The organism is Kitasatospora terrestris (genome assembly GCF_039542905.1).
GTDB classification, from domain to species: Bacteria; Actinomycetota; Actinomycetes; order Streptomycetales; family Streptomycetaceae; genus Kitasatospora; species Kitasatospora terrestris.
The window spans coordinates 3,664,979-3,680,698 of sequence record NZ_BAABIS010000001.1 but is presented as its reverse complement, the minus strand read 5'-3'; the positions used below and the strand labels follow the sequence as shown (position 1 = coordinate 3,680,698).

At 71.6% G+C, this 15,720-nt stretch carries 16 protein-coding genes; 11 read left to right on the top strand and 5 right to left on the bottom strand.

The window, feature by feature from the left end; genetic code table 11:
• Window positions 1-22 precede the first annotated feature (22 nt).
• A complete protein-coding gene (locus ABEB06_RS16840; RefSeq protein WP_345697676.1) occupies window positions 23-667 on the bottom strand; it encodes a TetR/AcrR family transcriptional regulator in 645 nt (214 codons plus the stop codon).
• A gap of 57 nt (window positions 668-724) precedes the next feature.
• Between ABEB06_RS16840 and ABEB06_RS16835 the strand changes: the two genes are divergently transcribed.
• The gene (locus tag ABEB06_RS16835; RefSeq protein WP_345697675.1) at window positions 725-2,122 is read left to right on the top strand and encodes an aldehyde dehydrogenase family protein; all 1,398 of its coding nucleotides are present in this window, start codon (window positions 725-727) and stop codon (window positions 2,120-2,122) included.
• Between the two features lie 73 nt (window positions 2,123-2,195).
• Complete coding sequence (locus tag ABEB06_RS16830) at window positions 2,196-2,744, top strand: LURP-one-related/scramblase family protein (protein ID WP_345697674.1); 549 nt, start codon at window positions 2,196-2,198, stop codon at window positions 2,742-2,744.
• A gap of 61 nt (window positions 2,745-2,805) precedes the next feature.
• On the opposite strand, the gene ABEB06_RS16825 is transcribed toward ABEB06_RS16830, so the two are convergent.
• On the bottom strand, window positions 2,806-3,294 hold the full coding sequence (locus tag ABEB06_RS16825) for a hypothetical protein (protein ID WP_345697673.1): 489 nt from the start codon (window positions 3,292-3,294) through the stop codon (window positions 2,806-2,808).
• Between the two features lie 384 nt (window positions 3,295-3,678).
• Between ABEB06_RS16825 and hemL the strand changes: the two genes are divergently transcribed.
• The 7 genes from hemL to ABEB06_RS16790 all read left to right on the top strand — a co-directional run bounded on the left by hemL (window position 3,679) and on the right by ABEB06_RS16790 (window position 10,570).
• On the top strand, window positions 3,679-5,010 hold the full coding sequence (gene hemL / locus ABEB06_RS16820; protein WP_345697672.1) for a glutamate-1-semialdehyde 2,1-aminomutase: 1,332 nt from the start codon (window positions 3,679-3,681) through the stop codon (window positions 5,008-5,010).
• 68 nt (window positions 5,011-5,078) lie between these two features.
• The gene (locus ABEB06_RS16815) at window positions 5,079-5,729 is read left to right on the top strand and encodes a histidine phosphatase family protein (RefSeq protein WP_345701875.1); all 651 of its coding nucleotides are present in this window, start codon (window positions 5,079-5,081) and stop codon (window positions 5,727-5,729) included.
• Window positions 5,730-5,857: 128 nt separating this feature from the next.
• Complete coding sequence (locus tag ABEB06_RS16810; RefSeq protein WP_345697671.1) at window positions 5,858-6,460, top strand: TlpA family protein disulfide reductase; 603 nt, start codon at window positions 5,858-5,860, stop codon at window positions 6,458-6,460.
• The gene (locus ABEB06_RS16805) at window positions 6,457-7,233 is read left to right on the top strand and encodes a cytochrome c biogenesis CcdA family protein (protein ID WP_345697670.1); all 777 of its coding nucleotides are present in this window, start codon (window positions 6,457-6,459) and stop codon (window positions 7,231-7,233) included. Before ABEB06_RS16810 ends, ABEB06_RS16805 begins: the two co-directional genes overlap by 4 nt.
• 2 nt (window positions 7,234-7,235) lie before the next feature.
• Window positions 7,236-8,963 carry a cytochrome c biogenesis protein ResB gene (gene resB, locus ABEB06_RS16800; protein WP_345697669.1) on the top strand — a complete coding sequence of 576 codons (1,728 nt, stop codon included), beginning with the start codon at window positions 7,236-7,238 and terminating at the stop codon, window positions 8,961-8,963.
• Between the two features lie 3 nt (window positions 8,964-8,966).
• Window positions 8,967-10,088, top strand: coding sequence for a c-type cytochrome biogenesis protein CcsB (gene ccsB, locus ABEB06_RS16795; protein WP_345697668.1), 1,122 nt, complete (start codon window positions 8,967-8,969; stop codon window positions 10,086-10,088).
• 95 nt (window positions 10,089-10,183) lie between these two features.
• The gene (locus ABEB06_RS16790) at window positions 10,184-10,570 is read left to right on the top strand and encodes a hypothetical protein (protein WP_345697667.1); all 387 of its coding nucleotides are present in this window, start codon (window positions 10,184-10,186) and stop codon (window positions 10,568-10,570) included.
• A gap of 64 nt (window positions 10,571-10,634) precedes the next feature.
• Here the strand turns inward: ABEB06_RS16790 and ABEB06_RS16785 are convergent, their stop codons facing one another.
• The 3 genes from ABEB06_RS16785 to ABEB06_RS16775 all read right to left on the bottom strand — a co-directional run bounded on the left by ABEB06_RS16785 (window position 10,635) and on the right by ABEB06_RS16775 (window position 13,275).
• Entirely contained in the window at window positions 10,635-10,841 is a 207-nt protein-coding gene (locus tag ABEB06_RS16785) for an acyl-CoA carboxylase epsilon subunit (protein ID WP_345697666.1), read from the bottom strand.
• 58 nt (window positions 10,842-10,899) lie between these two features.
• The gene (locus ABEB06_RS16780) at window positions 10,900-12,501 is read right to left on the bottom strand and encodes an acyl-CoA carboxylase subunit beta (protein ID WP_345697665.1); all 1,602 of its coding nucleotides are present in this window, start codon (window positions 12,499-12,501) and stop codon (window positions 10,900-10,902) included.
• 354 nt (window positions 12,502-12,855) lie between these two features.
• On the bottom strand, window positions 12,856-13,275 hold the full coding sequence (locus ABEB06_RS16775; RefSeq protein ID WP_345697664.1) for a PLD nuclease N-terminal domain-containing protein: 420 nt from the start codon (window positions 13,273-13,275) through the stop codon (window positions 12,856-12,858).
• Between the two features lie 83 nt (window positions 13,276-13,358).
• Between ABEB06_RS16775 and ABEB06_RS16770 the strand changes: the two genes are divergently transcribed.
• Window positions 13,359-14,816 carry a menaquinone biosynthesis decarboxylase gene (locus ABEB06_RS16770; protein WP_345697663.1) on the top strand — a complete coding sequence of 486 codons (1,458 nt, stop codon included), beginning with the start codon at window positions 13,359-13,361 and terminating at the stop codon, window positions 14,814-14,816.
• Window positions 14,813-15,715: a menaquinone biosynthesis prenyltransferase MqnP gene (gene mqnP, locus ABEB06_RS16765; RefSeq protein WP_345697662.1), complete on the top strand. Its 903-nt coding sequence runs from the start codon at window positions 14,813-14,815 to the stop codon at window positions 15,713-15,715. Before ABEB06_RS16770 ends, mqnP begins: the two co-directional genes overlap by 4 nt.
• Window positions 15,716-15,720: the final 5 nt, after the last annotated feature.

Genomic DNA, 15,720 nt, shown 5'->3' with positions numbered 1-15,720 from the left:
CGGCGCCACCCGGCCTCACAAGTCAGAACACCTGGCCGCCCAGGGCGCGGAGGGCGAAGGGGAGCAGGCGGTCGGCGGTCGCCTCGGCGGTGGCCGGGTCGACCTGGTCGGGGAGCCGGGCGGTCAGGAAGAAGTGGCTGACGATCGGGCCGACGACCACGTCGCCGAGGAGGTCGGTGTCCGCCGGGGGCGGGATCTCGCCGCGGGCGACGGCGCGGCGGACGATCCCGCCGATCCGCCGGTGCACCGGCGCGAGGACGGCGGCGGTGAGCGCCTCCGCGAGGGCGGTGTTGTGGGTGGCCTCGCCGATCAGGGCGCGCAGCACGCGGCCGCCCTCGCCGGTCAGCGCGGCGGCCTTGTCGCGGAGCAGGGCCCGCAGGTCGCCCTCGACGCCGCCGGTGTCGGTGTCGACGTCCAGGCCTTCGCTGTAGGTGGTGGCGGCGGCGATCACCAGGTCCTCCTTGGAGGACCAGCGGCGGTACAGCGTGGCGGTGGAGGTGCCCGCCCGGGCCGCGACGGCGGCGGTGGTCAGGGCCGCGTAGCCGCTCTCGCCCAGCACGGCCAGGGTCGCGTCGAGCAGGGCCCGGTCCCGGCCCGCGTCGCGCGGACGCCCCCGGCGGGGCACGGCGGCAGGAGTAGGCGCGGTGGTGGCGGTGGTGCGGGGCATGGAAATCAGCATACCTTTACGAAACGAAATGGCTTCGTTTCGTATATGCTCCACGGCATGAGCGCTCCCACGGACACCCCCCAGGTCCACGCGGCGGCGACCGTCGCCCGCCTGCACGGCACCTTCGCCACCGGCCGCACCAAGCCGCTCGCCTGGCGCAAGGCCCAACTGCGCGCACTGCGACGCCTCCTGGTCGACCAGGAGGCCGCCTTCGCGGCCGCGCTCCACGCCGACCTCGGCAAGAGCGCCACCGAGGCGTACACCACCGAGATCGGCTTCACGGTCAACGAGATCGACTACACCCTGCGCCACCTCGACCGCTGGCTGCGCCCGCGCCGCGTCCGCGTGCCGCTCTCGCTCCGGCCCGCCCGCGCCCGCGCCGTCCGCGAACCGCTCGGCACCGTCCTGATCGTCAGCCCCTGGAACTACCCGCTGCAGCTGGCCCTCGCCCCGTTCGTCGGCGCGATCGCCGCCGGCAACTGCGCGCTCGTCAAGCCCAGCGAACTCGCCCCCGCGACCTCCGCCGCGCTCGCCCACTGGCTGCCCCGGGTCCTCGACCGGGACGCCGTCGCCGTCGTCGAGGGCGGCGTACCGGAGACCACCGCACTGCTGGAACAGCGCTTCGACCACGTCTTCTACACCGGCAACGGCACCGTCGCGCGCGTCGTGATGGCCGCCGCGGCCCGCCACCTCACCCCGGTCACCCTGGAGCTGGGCGGCAAGAGCCCCGCCGTCGTCGAACCCGGCACCGACCTGGCGGCCGCCGCCCGCCGGATCGCCTGGGGCAAGTTCATGAACGCCGGCCAGACCTGCGTCGCACCCGACTACGTCCTCGCGATCGGCGACGCCGGGCCCGCGATCGAGCCGCACCTGGCCGCGGCGGTCCGCGAGATGTACGGCGACGACCCGGCCGCGGCCGGCGACTACGGACGCATCGTCAACGAGCGCCACTTCGACCGCCTGACCGCGCTCCTGCCCTCCGGCCGGACCGTCACCGGCGGCAGCCACGACCGGGCCGACCGCTACCTCGCCCCGACCGTCCTCGCCGACGTCGACCCCGACTCACCCGTGATGTGCGAGGAGATCTTCGGGCCGATCCTGCCGATCGTCCGCGTCCCCGACCTCGACGCGGCGATCGCCTTCATCACCGCCCGCGACAAGCCGCTCGCCCTGTACGCCTTCACCGCCTCCGCCCGCACCAAGCGACGCCTCGCCGCCGAGACCTCCTCCGGCGCCCTCGCCTTCGGCGTCCCCAACGCTCATCTCGCCGTGCCCGGCCTCCCCTTCGGCGGCGTCGGCGAGAGCGGTCAGGGCCGCTACCACGGCCACCACTCCCTGGAGACCTTCAGCCACCTCAAGGCCGTCCTCGACAAGCCCCTCCCGCTCGACACCCTGCGCCTCGCCTACCCGCCCCTCACCCCGGGCAAGTCCAGGCTCCTGCGCCGCTTCCTCTGACCGGCCCCGGGATGCGGGTGGGGGCCGTTCGGGGTACGAAGGGCGGGCGGGGTGCCGACGAGAGGAGGCCGGGATGTTCGGGGAGCGGCGGGAGCGCCGTCAGGCGAACAGGGCGTTCGAGCACGGCGAGGGGGTCACCCGGTACCGGATGCGGCAGAAGCTGTTCGCGATCGGGGACGACTACTGGATCGACGACGAGTCCGGCGACCACGTGTACAAGGTCGACGGGAAGGCGTTGCGGATGCGCAAGACCTTCCACATCGAGGACCGGGCGGGGCACCGGGTGGCGACCGTGCAGAGCCGGCCGTTGCGGATCCGGGAGTCGATGGAGATCGAGGGCGCGGACGGCCACCGGGTGGCGATGGTGAAGAAGGCGATGGTCGACCCGTTGCGCGAGCGCTGGCGGATCGAGCAGGAGGACGGCCCGGAGCTGACCGTCCAGGGCAACGTCGTCGACCACGAGTACACGATCGAACGCGACGGCTTCAAGGTCGCCGAGGTGTCCAAGAAGTGGTTCCGGGTCCGCGACACCTACGGCCTGGACATCGGTCCGGACACGGACCACGCCACGGTCCTGGCCGCCGCGATCGCCATCGACTCGATGGCCCACCCGGGGGACTGACCCGGGCGGGGTCGGCCGGCGGCGGCCGGCGGAGCAGAGCCGCGCTCGGCCGGGTCCGCCGCTACGGCCAGACCAGGCAGTACAGCTGGTGCCCGGCGTCGTGCAGGCGGTTGGCGAAGTCCTGCCACTCGTGGAGCATCTGGTAGATCACGAAGGCGTCCCGCGGGCCGCGCCGGTCGGGGACGGTGGACCAGATGAACGCGGCGGCGCCGAGCTCGGTCTCGTCGGCCTTGCGGAGCGGTTCGACGACGTTGTGCGGGAGCTGGACGACGGCGTAGTCGGGGTGGAGCACGACCAGTTCGAGCGGCGGCACCTGGTGCAGGGGCACACCGGTGATGCCGGTGAGGACCATGGCGCTCATGGTCTCCGGCTTGATCTTGGTGGAGAGGTGGCCGTTGGTCGAGCCGCTGGTCTCCATGAGGTCGCCGAGCCGGCCGAGCGCGCCGAGCTCGCCCGCGTCCAGTCCGAGGCCGCCGGGGCCCAGTGCGGTGGGGACTCTGGCGGCGGTGGCCCGGTCGGGTGCGCCGAAGTACTTGTAGGTGACCCCCACTCTGCCCTCGCCTCCCCGCCTGCCCCTGCCCGCACCCGCCGCACCCCCGCCAGCGGCCCCGGCAGGCCTGCGGGAACCACCCGCCGCCTCCTCGAAACCGTCCTGCGCCTCGGACACTCGGACCATCCTCACCGGAATTCGCCGGAATCGACAGACCCCCGCACGCTCGGTGTCCTCCGAACGTGCCCATTACCCGTCTTGCGCCGTCCTAGTCATCGCCGTAAGGACAGGCGTACCTCAGACCCTACCTTCGACACGGCCTGTAAAGGCACCAGCACACGGATCATCGTTCCAGATGATCGGGTCCGACATGCAGAACGCAAGGACACGATTTGAGAGCATGTCCGGGTAACCCTCCCGCGGACCCACGGATGAGCGAGCCCGATGAGCGTGCCGATGAGCTACCCGTACGAAGCCCCCCAGTCCCAGTCGCTGTTCGAGCGCGCCTCGGTCGTGACCCCCGGTGGCGTGAACTCGCCGGTGCGCGCGTTCCGCGCGGTGGGCGGCACCCCGCGCTTCATGGTGTCGGGCACCGGCCCGTACCTGACCGACGCGGACGGGCGCGAGTACGTCGACCTGGTCTGCTCCTGGGGCCCGATGATCCTGGGCCACGCGCACCCGGCCGTGGTGGAGGCGGTGCGGCAGGCGGTGTCGCGCGGCACGTCCTTCGGCACGCCCGGCCAGGGCGAGGTGGAGCTGGCCGAGGAGATCGTCTCCCGGATCGCGCCGGTCGAGCAGGTGCGCCTGGTGTCCTCGGGCACCGAGGCGACCATGTCGGCGATCCGGCTGGCCCGCGGCTTCACCGGCCGGGCCAAGATCGTGAAGTTCGCCGGTTGTTACCACGGTCACGTGGACGCGCTGCTGGCCGCCGCCGGTTCCGGCGTCGCGACCTTCGGCCTGCCGGACACCCCGGGCGTCACCGGTGCCCAGGCGGGCGACACCATCGTCCTGCCGTACAACGACCTGGCCGCCGTCGAGCAGGCGTTCAAGGCGCACCCCGGCGAGATCGCCTGCGTGATCACCGAGGCGTCCCCGGGCAACATGGGCGTCGTCCCGCCGCTGCCCGGCTTCAACAAGGGCCTGGCGGAGCTCTGCCGGGCCGACGGGGCGCTGTTCGTCTCGGACGAGGTGATGACCGGCTTCCGCGTCTCCCGGGCCGGCTGGTACGGCCTGGAGGCGGCCCACGAGGGCTGGGCGCCGGACCTGCTGACCTTCGGCAAGGTGATGGGCGGCGGCTTCCCGGCCGCGGCGTTCGGCGGCCGCGCGGACGTGATGGCGTACCTGGCCCCGGCCGGCCCGGTCTACCAGGCGGGCACCCTCTCCGGCAACCCGATCGCCACCGCCGCCGGCCTGGCCCAGCTGCGGCACTGCACCGACGAGGCGTACGCCACCGTGGACCGTGTCGCCGAGCAGGTCTCCGGCCTGGTCTCCGACGCCCTGGCCAAGGAGGGCGTGGTCCACCGGCTGCAGAAGGCGGGCAACATGTTCTCGGTGTTCTTCACCGACGAGCAGGTGACCGACTACGAGACGGCCAAGCGCCAGGAGGCGTTCCGCTTCAACGCCTTCTTCCACGCGATGCTGAGCCAGGGCGTCTACCTGCCGCCGTCGGCGTTCGAGTCCTGGTTCGTCTCGTCCGCCCACGACGAGCGGGCGATCGAGCGGATCGCCGCCGCGCTGCCGGCCGCCGCCCGCGCGGCCGCCGAAGCCACCGCCTGAGCAGTACCCCGAACGCACGGCGCCACCGAGGAGAGAACGTGAGCAAGGACACCACCGTCGTCCACCTGATGCGGCACGGCGAGGTGCACAACCCCGAGGGCCTCCTGTACGGCCGGCTGCCCGGCTACCACCTCTCGGAGCTGGGCCGGCAGATGGCCGACCGGGTGGCCGAGCACCTGGCGGACCGGGACATCACCTACGTGGTGGCCTCGCCGCTGGAGCGGGCGCAGGAGACCGCCGAGCCGATCGGCAAGGCGCACGGCCTGGAGGTCGCGGTCGACGAGCGGCTGATCGAGGCGGACAACATCTTCCAGGGCAAGACCTTCGGCGTCGGCGACGGCTCGCTGAAGAACCCGAGCCACTGGAAGTACCTGACCAACCCGTTCAAGCCGTCCTGGGGCGAGCCGTACATCGAGCAGGTGGTGCGGATGATGGGCGCGCTGGCCGCCGCCCGGGACGCCGCCCGCGGGCACGAGGCGGTCTGCGTCAGCCACCAGCTGCCGATCTGGATCGTCCGCTCCTTCGCCGAGCGCCGCCGGCTGTGGCACGACCCGCGCCGCCGCCAGTGCTCGCTCGCCTCGCTGACCAGCTTCACGTACGAGGGCGACCGGATCGTCTCGGTCGGCTACCGCGAGCCGGCCCGCGACCTGCTCCCGGCGCACCTGGTGGGCAAGGGCAAGAAGGGCGACGCGCCGGTCGCCAAGAGCTTCGGCGCGTAAGCCCGACCACGGTCCAAAATGCCCGGACTAAGTGGATCATAAGGGATGAAACCGCAGGTCATGGGGGGTTCGGCAGACAAGGCCGGACCCCCCTCAAACGGCCCGGAGTCCCATGCGAAACTTTTCACATGTCTGGGACGACCCACCGCCGCCTCCGCCTCGCCGCCGTCCTCGGCGCGGCCAGTGTCCTCGCCCTCGCCGGCTGTTCGAGCTCCGGTTCGACGAGCGGTGACGGGCAGACCGGCTTCATCACCGGCAAGGGCGGCATCGACACCGCCGCGGCCGGCCACCGCACCCCCGCCCCGGACATCTCCGGCACCGGACTGGACGGCTCCGGCACCCTCGCCCTCGCCGACTACAAGGGCAAGGTCGTGGTGCTCAACATCTGGGGCTCCTGGTGCAACCCCTGCCGGGCCGAGGCCAAGGGCCTGCAGGAGGTCGCCCAGAAGTACGCCGACCAGGGCGTCCAGTTCCTCGGCATCAACACCCGGGACACCGACCCGGCCAACGCGGTGAGCTTCGAGAAGAACTTCGGCATCACCTACCCGTCCATCTACGACCCGGACGGCACCCAGATCCTGAAGTTCCCCAAGGGCAGCCTCAACCCCCAGTCGATCCCCACCACCATCGTGGTCGACCGCGAGGGCAGGCTGGCCGCCCGCTCGATGCACGCGATCTCCGCCGAGGACCTCGAGTCGATGATCAAGCCGGTCGTGGCGGAGCCGAAGTGACCACCGACCTCGCGGCCGCCGTCGGGTACAACGACACGGTCGGCAGCGGCGCGCTGCTGCTCGCCCTCCCGATCGCGCTCGCCGCCGGCCTGGTCTCCTTCTTCTCGCCCTGCGTGCTGCCGCTCGTCCCCGGCTACCTCTCCTACGTCACCGGCTTCTCCGCCGCCGACCTCGCGGACGCCCGCGGCGGGCGGCGCGGCCGGATGCTGCTCGGCTCGGCGCTGTTCATCGCCGGGTTCGCGGCGGTCTTCGTCTCGATGGGCGCGCTGTTCGGCTCCTTCGGGCAGACCCTGCTGGACCACAAGCGGGCGATCAGCATCGTGATGGGCGTCCTGACCGTCGCCATGGGCCTGGCCTTCATGGGCCTGCTGCCCGGCTTCACCATGCGCGAGCTGCGCACCCACCGCCGCCCCGCGGTGGGCCTGGCCGGCGCGCCGCTGCTCGGCGTGGTCTTCGGCCTCGGCTGGACGCCGTGCATCGGCCCGACCATGGGCGCGATCCAGTCGCTGGCCTTCACCCAGGCCAGCGCCGGGCGCGGCGCGCTGCTGATGGCCGTCTACTGCCTGGGCCTGGGCGTACCGTTCGTGTTGGCCGCGCTCGCCTTCCGCAAGGCGCTCGGCGCGTTCGGCTGGATCAAGCAGCACTACCAGTGGGTCATGCGGATCGGTGGCGGCATGCTCGTCGCGGTCGGCCTGCTGCTGGTGACCGGGGCCTGGGACGCCATGGTCAACCAGCTCCAGTACCTCACCAGCGACTTCCCGATCGGAATCTGACCGTGAGCGACACCAAGACCGGCCCCGACACGGCGGACGCCGAGCGGCTGACCAGTGCCCCCGAGGAGTCGGACGGGCCGGTCGTCGGGATAGGGATCCGCGGCTGGATGCTGTGGATGTGGCGCCAGCTGACCTCGATGCGGGTCGCGCTGATCCTGCTCTTCCTGCTGTCGCTCGCCGCCATCCCCGGCTCGCTGATCCCGCAGACCGGGCAGAACGCGTTCAAGGTCGAGCAGTGGAAGGCGGCGCACAAGGGCGTCACGCCGGTCTACGAGAAGCTCCAGCTGTTCGACGTCTACAGCTCGGTCTGGTTCTCCGCGATCTACATCCTGCTGTTCGTCTCGCTGGCCGGCTGCATCGTGCCGCGCACCTGGCAGTTCGTCGGCGTGCTGCGCGCCCAGCCGCCGGCCGCCCCGCGCGTCCTGACCCGGATGCCGGTGTACGCCGCCTGGCACACCGGCGCCGACCCGAAGGCGGTCAACGCCGCCGCGTACCGGCTGCTGAAGAAGCGCGGCTTCCGGGCGAACCTGGCCGGCGGCGCGGTCTCCTCCGAGAAGGGCTACCTGCGCGAGGTCGGCAACCTGGCCTTCCACCTCTCGCTGTTCGCCCTGCTGGCCGGCTTCGCCTGGGCCAGCCTGGCCAGCGGCTCCGGCGGCAAGCTGGTGGTCGAGGGCCAGGGCTACTCCAACACCACCACCCAGCTGGACGACTTCACCGGCTCGGCGTTCTACACCGCCGAGGACCTGGACGCCTTCGGCTTCAAGCTGGACGGCTTCACCGCGAAGTACCAGACCAGCGGCGACCAGGCGGGCAGCGCCCGCGAGTTCACCGCGCACATCCGGTACTGGGAGGGGGCGGACGCCACCAGGCTGAAGACCTCCACCATCTCGGTCAACCACCCGCTGGAGATCGGCAGCTCCAAGGTCTTCCTGATCGGCCACGGCTACGCGCCGGTGGTCACCGTCCGCAACGCCAAGAACGAGATCGTCTACCGCGGCCCGACGGCCTTCCTCCCGCAGGACGGCAACCTCACCTCCACCGGTGTGATCAAGGTCAACGACTACGGCCAGGACGCCGGCGGCAAGAAGACCCAGCTCGGCTTCAGCGGGTACTTCCTGCCGACCGCGCCGGAGTCCTTCGAGAAGACCGGCCCGATCTCGATGTTCCCGGGCGCCGCCGACCCGATGCTGGTGCTCACCGCGTACGCGGGCGACCTGCGCTCGGACGCCGGCGTGCCGCAGAACGTGTACCAGCTCGACACCAAGGCGATGACCCAGCTCCAGCAGGACGGCACCATCGCCCGCGCCCGCCTCAAGCCCGGCCAGGGCTGGACCCTCCCGGACGGCTACGGGTCGATCACCTTCGACGGCTACCAGCAGTGGGCCAGCTTCAACGTCTCCCACCGCCCCGGCAACGCGGTCGCGCTGGCCGGCGCCGTCGCCGCCGTCCTCGGCCTGATCGGCTCGCTGTTCGTCCAGCGCCGCCGGATCTGGGTCCGCGCCACCGCCGGACCGGACGGCCGCACCCTCGTCGAGGTGGCGGGCCTGGCCCGCAGCGAGTCCGCGAAGACCGCCGAGGAGCTCGCCGACCTCGCCGTCGAGCTCCAGGACGACGCCCCGGCGATCGACGCACCCGAGCCCGCCACCGAGCCCGCCACCGAGCCCGCCACCGAGCTCTCCGACGGGCCCTCAGACCCGGTTACCCCCGCCGACCCGGACTCCAAGGAGTAGACGGTGCATCTCGCCTCGGTCGACCCGCAGCTGGCCGACCTCTCCAACAAGCTGATCTACTCGGCGATGGCCGTGTACACCCTGGCCATGTTCGCCCACCTCTTCGAGTGGACGTTCGGCGCCAAGGGCGCGGTCGCGGTCCGCTCCGCCGAGCAGTCCTCGCTGGCCGAGACCGTCGCCGCCGCGGACGACTCCGCCAAGGGCGTCCGCAAGGTCACCGTCACCGTCGCGTCCTCCGGCGGCGGCACCACCACGCTCACCCGCACCGCCCTCGCCGACGCCGGCGCCACCACGGTCACCAGCGGCCGCGGCGACGGCGCCCCGGTGGACGGCCCGGGCGCCGCCGGCGGCAGCGAGAAGGGCGACCTGGCGGGCCGGATCGCCGTCTCGCTCACCGTCCTCGGCGCCCTGCTGCACGCCGGCGGCGTGCTCACCCGCGGCCTGTCGGTCATGCGCTGGCCGTGGGGCAACATGTACGAGTTCTCCTGCGCCTTCGCGCTGATGATGATCACCGCGTACCTCGGCCTGCTGGCCGCGAAGAAGAACGTCCGCTGGCTCGGCCTGCCGGTGGTGATCGCCGCGCTGCTCACCCTCGGCATCGCGGTCACCGTGCTCTACACCGAGTCCGAGCAGCTCGTCCCCGCCCTGCACTCGTACTGGCTGGCGATCCACGTCTCCACCGCCATCATGTGCGGCGGCGCGTTCTACGCGGCGGCCGTGGCCACCGTGCTCTACCTCGGCAAGGACTCCTACGAGCGGCGCCTGGCCGCCGGCGCCACCCCGCGGGCCGGCTCCGTCTGGGGCCGCCTCCCGGCCTCCGCCACGCTCGACAAGCTCTCCTACCGGATCAACGCCCTGGTCTTCCCGCTGTGGACCTTCACCATCATCGCGGGCGCCATCTGGGCCGAGGCCGCCTGGGGCAAGTACTGGGAGTGGGACCCCAAGGAGACCTGGTCCTTCATCACCTGGGTCGCCTACGCCTGCTACCTGCACGCCCGCGCCACCGCCGGCTGGCGCGGCCGCAAGGCCGCCTACCTGGCCCTGCTGGCCTTCGCCTGCTGGCTCTTCAACTACTACGGCGTCAACATCTTCGTCACCGGCAAGCACTCGTACGCCGGCGTCTGACCAGAGCCGTGTCACACCGGGGGGCGCCGCGTCGTCTCCCCTGCAGAATCCGAACCAGCCGCGAGGAGGGCCGCACATTGGAGTGCGACGAGGTCATGCTGACCGTCCGAATCACCGCCGCGGAGAGAACACTGCTCCGGCATCTCGCCCAGGGCCACCACAGCGACGTCTCGGAGGTGGTCGCCGACGGCCTGCTGGACGTCCTGCCGGCCCTGCACTGCCCCGCAGACGCCCACCGGCTGCTCGCCGCGGTGGCCGTCCCGGCGCCGTGCGCGCTCACCGTCTGGCTGCCGGCCGCCCTGGCCGACCTGCTGGTGCTCGCCACCGCCCGGGTCGCCCAGTCCACCGGCGTCCGGCTCGGCTCGTCCTGCGCCATGCTCGGAGCCGCCCTCAGGCTCTGGCTGGCCCAGGACCCGCAGCGCCTGGCGGCCAACCTCTCCACCATGCACGCCGGAAGGCCGGCCGCACTCGTCGCCGCCTAGGGGCGAGAAGCGCAGGGGCGCGAGGAACCGCCCGGTTCCTCGCGCCCCTGTCGTGTGCCTGCGCCTACGCGGCCTGCTGCCAGCTGACCGGCGAGTAGTAGGCCGTGCGGCGCTCCAGGCGCTGCCAGTTGGCGATCGGCTCGACCACCGCGGTGGCGGTCGCGGCGGCGGCCTGCTGGGCGGCGGCGCGGGCGGCGAGCACCGCGGTGAGCGCGGCCAGCTCCTCGGCGTTCAGCGAGCCGCGGACGATGCGGACAAGAGGTTCGCTCATGATTCCTGATTCTTTCGCGGCTTGAAGTCTTCCGGGTTCCGATGCGCCGACGGGGGCGTTACATCGGGGGGTTGCCGTGCTTGCGGCTCGGCAGGTCGGCGTGCTTGGTGCGGAGCATCGCCAGCGAGGAGGCCAGCACCGCGCGGGTCTCGGCCGGGTCGATCACGTCGTCCACCAGGCCGCGCTCGGCCGCGTAGTACGGGTGCATCAGCTCGGTCTTGTACTCCTTGATCTTCTGCGCCCGCATCGCCTCGGGGTCCTCGGCCCCGGCGATGTCCCGGCGGAAGATCACGTTGGCCGCGCCCTCGGCGCCCATCACGGCGATCTCATTGGTGGGCCAGGCGAAGGACAGGTCCGCGCCGATGGAGCGGGAGTCCATCACGATGTAGGCGCCGCCGTAGGCCTTGCGCAGGATCAGCTGGATCCGCGGCACGGTGGCGTTGCAGTAGGCGTAGAGCAGCTTGGCGCCGTGCCGGATGATGCCGTCGTGCTCCTGGTCGACACCGGGGAGGAAGCCCGGCACGTCCAGCATGGTGACCAGCGGGATGTTGAAGGCGTCGCACATCTGTACGAAGCGCGCGGACTTCTCGCTGGCGTTGATGTCGAGCACGCCGGCCAGCGACTGCGGCTGGTTGGCGATGATGCCGACCACGTGGCCGTCGACCCGGGCCAGCGCGCAGATCACGTTGGTGGCCCAGCGCTCGTGGACCTCCAGGTACTCGCCGTGGTCGACGATCTCCTCGATGACCTTGCGCATGTCGTACGGGCGGTTGCCGTCGGCCGGGACGAGGTCGAGCAGCGACTCGTTGCGCCGCTCCACCGGGTCGTCGTTCGGCTGCACCGGCGGCATCTCGCGGTTGTTCTGCGGCAGCAGCGAGAGCAGGTAGCGCACCTCTTCGATGCAGGACTGCTCGTCGTCGTAGACGAAGTGCGAGACGCCCGAGACGCTGGAGTGGACGTCGGCGCCGCCGAGGCCGTTCTGGGTGATCTTCTCGCCGGTGACGGCCTGGACGACGTCCGGGCCGGTGATGAACATCTGCGAGGTCTCGCGGACCATGAAGACGAAGTCGGTCAGGGCCGGCGAGTACGCCGCGCCGCCGGCGCAGGGGCCGAGCATCACGGAGATCTGCGGGATGACGCCGGAGGCCCGGGTGTTGCGCTGGAAGATGCCGCCGTAGCCGGCGAGGGCGGTGACGCCCTCCTGGATGCGGGCGCCGGCGCCGTCGTTCAGCGAGACCAGCGGGGCACCGGCCGCGATGGCCATGTCCATGATCTTGTGGATCTTCTGGGCGTGGGCCTCGCCGAGGGCGCCGCCGAAGATCCGGAAGTCGTGGGCGTAGGTGAAGACGGTGCGGCCGTGCACGGTGCCCCAGCCGACCACCACGCCGTCGGTGTGCGGCTTCTTCGCCTCCAGGCCGAAGCCGGTGGCGCGGTGCCGGCGCAGCGGCTCCACCTCGTGGAACGAGCCCTCGTCCAGCAGCAGGTCGATCCGCTCGCGGGCGGTCAGCTTGCCCTTGGCGTGCTGGGCCTCGGTGGCCTTCTCGCTGGGCCCGCGCAGGACCCGCTCGCGGAGGCTGTGCAGCTCGGCCACCCGACCGCGCGCGTCGGCCGGGATCTCGGGGATCTCGTCACCGACCGGCGCATCGTGCAGAACCGTCATCTCGTACACACTCCAAGCTCGCGGGAAGCAGCGAACACTTCTTCACTTACGACACTACGAGGGAGGGCGGCCGCGTTTCGGCGTCGATTCCGTACAAGGTCGGGCGCCGATCGCTGTACAGGGCTGACAGAAGCCCTACGGGTCGATCGGCGGCCCGCGGCCCGCCCGCGGCTTGCCGCGCAGGCGCCGTCCGGGCGCCGAAATTCGCGCGGAGTCCCAGCTCAGGGTAGGTCCGAGGGCGTGGAAAAGGCTGCCGACACGCGCTCCGCCGGTGGCGGGCGGCGATATGTCGGCAGCCGATGACCCGGGTTGTCTGTCAGGTCTGATGGTAGAGATGCACCAAAAGCCGATTGCTCAGCCCTTGGCGCCTCCCTCCGGGTTCTCGTCGCGGCGCAGTTCCTCCTCGCGGCGGCGCAGGTCCGCCTCCCACTGCTTGAGCATGTCCTCGTGGCGGGCGTTGTCGCGCTTGAGGGAGGCGAGGAACTCGGGGTCGTCGTCCGGGGCGACCACCCGGCGCTGCTGCGGCCGCTCGTACTCGGGGTAGCCCGCGGTGGGGCCGGACGGCCACGCCACGTTGCGGCGGGAGCGGGCCCCGGCCCGGTCCTTGCCGGCCACCAGCCAGGCGATCGAGCCGACCAGCGGGAAGAACAGGACGATGATGATCCAGACCACCTTGGGCAGGTGGCGGATCTCGTCCTCGGGCGTGATCAGGCAGTCGATGAACGCCCACACCCACAGCGCCAGCAGCGCCACGGTGGGCAGAATCCTCAGCACGGCGTCGTACTCCCCCGAACGATGAGCAACAGATGGGACCCTCTTGGCGGGGCCAGGTTAGCCCGTACCCGATACTGACAGGTATGGCATACGACGATCTCCGTTCGTTCCTCCGGGCCCTGGAGCGGGAGGGCGACCTCAAGCGGATCAAGGCCGAGGTCGACCCGTATCTGGAGGTCGGCGAGATCGTCGACCGGGTGCAGAAGGCGAAGGGCCCCGCGCTGCTCTTCGAGAACGTCAAGGGCTCCTCGATGCCGCTGGCGATGAACGTCTTCGGCACCGAGCGCCGGCTCGCCAAGTCGCTCGGCCTGAAGTCGCCGGACGACATCGCCGAGAAGATCGCCGGGCTGCTGAAGCCGGAGCTGCCGCAGGGCTTCACCGGCTTCCGCGAGGCCTTCGGCAAGCTCGCCTCGATGGCGCACGTCCCGCCGAAGCACGTGAAGTCCGGCGACGCCCCGGTGCAGGAGGTGGTGCTCACCGGCGACGACGTCGACCTGGAGCAGCTGCCGGCGCTCTTCACCTGGCCGATGGACGGGGGCTCCTTCTTCAACCTGGGCCTGACCCACACCAAGGACCCGGACAGCGGGGTGCGCAACCTCGGCCTGTACCGGCTGCAGCGGCACGACCGGCGCACCATCGGCATGCACTGGCAGATCCACAAGGACAGCCGCAACCACGCCGCCGTCGCCGCCAGGCGCGGCGAGCGCCTGCCGGTCGCGATCGCCTTCGGCTGCCCGCCCGCCGTGACGTACGCGGCGACCGCGCCGCTGCCGGGTGACATCGACGAGTACCTGTTCGCCGGCTTCGTGGCGGGGGAGCGGGTGAAGATGGTCGACTGCAAGACCGTCCCGCTGCAGGTCCCGGCCGACGCCGAGGTGGTGCTGGAGGGCTGGCTGGAGCCCGGGAAGATGCTGCCCGAGGGCCCGTTCGGCGACCACACCGGCTTCTACACGCCGCAGGAGCCGTTCCCGGCGCTGACGATCGACTGCGTCACCATGCGCCGCCGCCCGATCCTGCAGTCCATCGTGGTCGGCCGTCCGCCGACCGAGGACGGCCCGCTCGGCAAGTTCACCGAGCGCTTCTTCCTGCCGCTGCTCAAGGTGATCATCCCGGACATCGTCGACTACGACCTGCCCGAGGCCGGCGGCTTCCACAACTGCGTGATCGTCTCGATCGACAAGAAGTACCCCAAGCACGCGCAGAAGGTCATGCACGCCATCTGGGGCGCCCACATGATGTCGCTGACCAAGCTGATCGTCGTGGTGGACGCCGACTGCGACGTGCACGACTACCAGGAGGTCGCCTGGCGGGCGCTCGGCAACGTCGACTACAGCCGCGACCTGTCCGTCGTCGAGGGCCCGGTCGACCACCTCGACCACGCCTCCTACCAGCAGTTCTGGGGCGGCAAGGCGGGCATCGACGCGACCCGCAAGCTCCCCGAGGAGGGCTACACCCGGGACGGCGGCTGGCCCGAGATGGTCACCTCCGACCCGGAGACGGCCGCCCTGGTCACCAAGCGCTGGAAGGAGTACGGGCTGTGACGACCGCCGCCCTCCCCGAGGTCCCGCAGAACCGGGTCAAGGCCTTCCTGCGGCTGGTGATGATCGAGCACTCGGTCTTCGCCCTCCCGTTCGCCTACATCGCCGCGCTCACCGCGATGTTCCTCGCCGACAAGCGGGTGCACTGGGGCGAGCTGCTGCTGGTCACCGTCTGCATGGTCGGCCTGCGGACCTTCGCGATGGCCGCCAACCGGATCATCGACCGCGAGGTCGACGCCCGGAACCCGCGCACCGCCGGCCGTGAGCTGGTCACCGGCGCCGTGTCCGTCCGCACCGCGTACGTCGGCTCGGCGGTCGCCCTGGTGGTCTTCCTCGCCGCCGCGGCGATGCTCAACCCGCTCTGCCTGGTGCTGGCCCCCGTCGCCGTGGTCCCGATGGTGGTCTACCCGTACGGCAAGCGGTTCACGAACTTCCCGCAGGCCATCCTGGGCCTGGCCCAGGCGATGGGCCCGATCGGCGCCTGGCTGGCGGTGACCGGCACCTGGTCCTGGGACGCGGTGGTGCTGGGCCTCGCCGTCGGCATCTGGATCGGCGGCTTCGACCTGATCTACGCCTGCCAGGACGTCGAGTCCGACCGGGCCGAGGGCGTCCGCTCGGTGCCCGCCCGCTACGGCGTCCCCGCCGCCGTCCGGGGCGCCCGCGCCTGCCACGCCGTCACCACCGCGCTGCTGGTCTGGTACGCCGTCCTCACCGACGCCGGCCCGGCCTTCTGGCTCGGCCTCGCGGTCGTCGCCGGCGCCTTCCTCTACGAGCACACCATCGTCAGGCCGAACGACCTCTCCCGCCTCAACCGGGCGTTCTTCTCCACCAACGGCTTCGTCGGCATCTCGCTCTTCGCCTTCGCCCTGCTCGACCTGATCACCCGGGGTCTCGGGATCTGACGCCC